Origin of the sequence: Kitasatospora sp. NPDC004669 (assembly GCF_040609455.1) — a bacterium.
Lineage (GTDB): Bacteria > Actinomycetota > Actinomycetes > Streptomycetales > Streptomycetaceae > Kitasatospora.
This window is the reverse complement of the sequence record NZ_JBEXKB010000198.1, coordinates 1-2,385: the sequence shown is the minus strand read 5'-3', so window position 1 is coordinate 2,385 and position 2,385 is coordinate 1. Positions and strand designations below refer to the sequence as shown.

Annotated in this window: 1 protein-coding gene; it reads left to right on the top strand. The window is 75.3% G+C overall.

Going from position 1 to position 2,385, the window contains the following annotated elements:
* The coding region (locus ABZW30_RS46835; protein WP_355677467.1) for a beta-ketoacyl synthase N-terminal-like domain-containing protein at positions 1-2,385 on the top strand (2,385 nt) is incomplete at both ends.

The following is a 2,385-nucleotide window of genomic DNA, read 5'->3' as shown; positions in this document are numbered from 1 at the left end:
ACAGGCCAACTACGCCGCCGCCAACGCCTACCTCGACGCCCTCGCCACCCACCGCCACACCCACGGCCTCCCCGCCCACTCCCTCGCCTGGGGCCCGTGGCAGCAGGAGGCGGGCGGCATGACCGCGACGCTGACCGAGCAGGACCACGCCCGCATGCGCCGGACCGGCCTGCTGCCGATCCCGGCGGAGCGCGCCCTGGCGATGTTCGACGCCGCGCTGGCCGCCGGGAGCGCGACCTCCGTCGCCGCCCTCTTCGACACCGGCCGGCTGCGCGCCTCCGGCGAGGTGCCCGCGCTGTACCGCGGTCTGGTGCGCGGGGTCGCACGGCGGGCGGCGTCAGGCGCCGCGGCCGGCGCTTCGCCCGTACTGGAGCAGCTGCACGGGCGGAGCCCGGCCGAGCAGGAGCAGATCCTGCTCGACCTCGTCCGCGGCGCCGTCGCGGCCGCGCTCGGCCACAGCGCGGTCTCGTCCGTCGACCCGGCCGGCCAGTTCAAGGAGCTCGGCTTCGACTCGCTGACCGCCGTCGAGCTGCGCAACGCGCTGGCCGCCGGGACCGGCCTGCGGCTGCCCGCCACCCTGACCTTCGACCACCCGACCCCCACCGCCGTCGCCCGCTTCCTGCTCGCCGGGCTGCTCGGCGACGGCGGCGCGGTCGCCGGCGCCGCCGTACCGACCGCCGTGACGGCCCGCGCGGACGACGACCCGATCGTGATCGTCGGCATGGGCTGCCGGTTCCCCGGCGGCGCCGACACCCCCGAGGCGCTGTGGCGGCTGGTCGCCGACGGCGTCGACGCGATCGGCGACTTCCCGGACAACCGCGGCTGGGACGTCGAGAACCTCTTCGACGCCGACCCGGAGGCGATCGGCAAGACCTACGCCCGCCAAGGCGGATTCCTCTACGACGCCGACGAGTTCGACGCCGACTTCTTCGGCATCAGCCCCCGCGAGGCGCTCGCCCTCGACCCCCAGCAGCGCCTGCTGCTGGAGACCAGCTGGGAGGCGGTCGAGCGGGCCGGCATCGACCCGAAGTCCCTGCACGGCAGCCGTACCGGCGTGTTCACCGGCGTGATCGCCCAGGAGTACGCCTCGCTGACCTACCTCGGCGACGAGGGCGCCGAGGGCTATCTGGTCACCGGTCTCGCCGCCAGCGTGGCGTCCGGCCGGGTGTCCTACGTGCTCGGGCTGGAGGGCCCGGCGCTCACCGTCGACACCGCGTGCTCCTCCTCGCTGGTCGCCCTGCACCTGGCCGTCCAGGCACTGCGCCAGGGCGAGTGCACCATGGCCCTGGCCGGCGGCGTCACCGTGATGGCCACGCCGGGGATGTACCAGGAGTTCAGCCGTCAGCGCGGGTTGTCGCCCGCCAGCCGCTGCCGGTCCTTCGCGGGCTCCGCCGACGGTGTCGCCTGGGGCGAGGGCGCGGGCATGCTGCTGCTGGAACGGCTCTCCGACGCCCAGGCCAACGGGCACCGGGTGCTCGCGGTGGTCCGCGGCTCGGCGGTCAACCAGGACGGCGCCAGCAACGGGCTCACCGCCCCCAACGGGCCGTCGCAGCAGCGGGTGATCCGGGCCGCGCTGGCCGACGCCGGGCTGGCTCCCGACCAGGTGGACGCGGTCGAGGCGCACGGCACCGGCACCACCCTCGGCGACCCGATCGAGGCCCAGGCCCTGCTGGCCACCTACGGACAGGCGCACGAACCCGAACAGCCGCTCTGGCTCGGCTCGTTCAAGTCCAACATCGGGCACACCCAGGCCGCGGCCGGCGTCGCCGGTGTGATCAAGATGGTCGAGGCGATGCGCCACGGCGTGCTGCCCAAGACCCTGCACGTGGACGAGCCCACCCCGCACGTGGACTGGGCCGAGGGTGCGGTCTCCCTGCTCACCGAAACCCGGGACTGGCCCGAGACCGACCACCCGCGCCGCTCCGCCGTCTCCTCCTTCGGCATCAGCGGCACCAACGCCCACATCATCCTGGAGGCCGCACCGGAGAGCACCGGGCCCGTCGGGACCGGGACCGAGCCGATCGGGGACGTCCCGGCAGCCGTCCCGTTCGTGCTCTCCGCCCGGACCGAACCCGCCCTGCGCGAGCAGGCGGACCGGCTGCGCGCGCACCTGATGGACCGTCCGGACGTCGACCCGGTCGCCGTCGCCGGCGCCCTGGCCACCTCCCGGGGCCGGTACGAGCACCGCGGGGTCGTCATCGGCCGGGACCGCGAGGAGCTGCTGAGCGGTCTCGCCGCGCTCGCCGCGGACCAGACCTCACCGGTCGTCGTGACCGACCGTGCCGAGCAGCCCGGCCGCACCGTGTTCGTCTTCCCCGGCCAGGGCTCCCAGTGGGACGGCATGGCCCGCGACCTGCTGGCCGAGTCCCCGGCCTTCCGCACCCA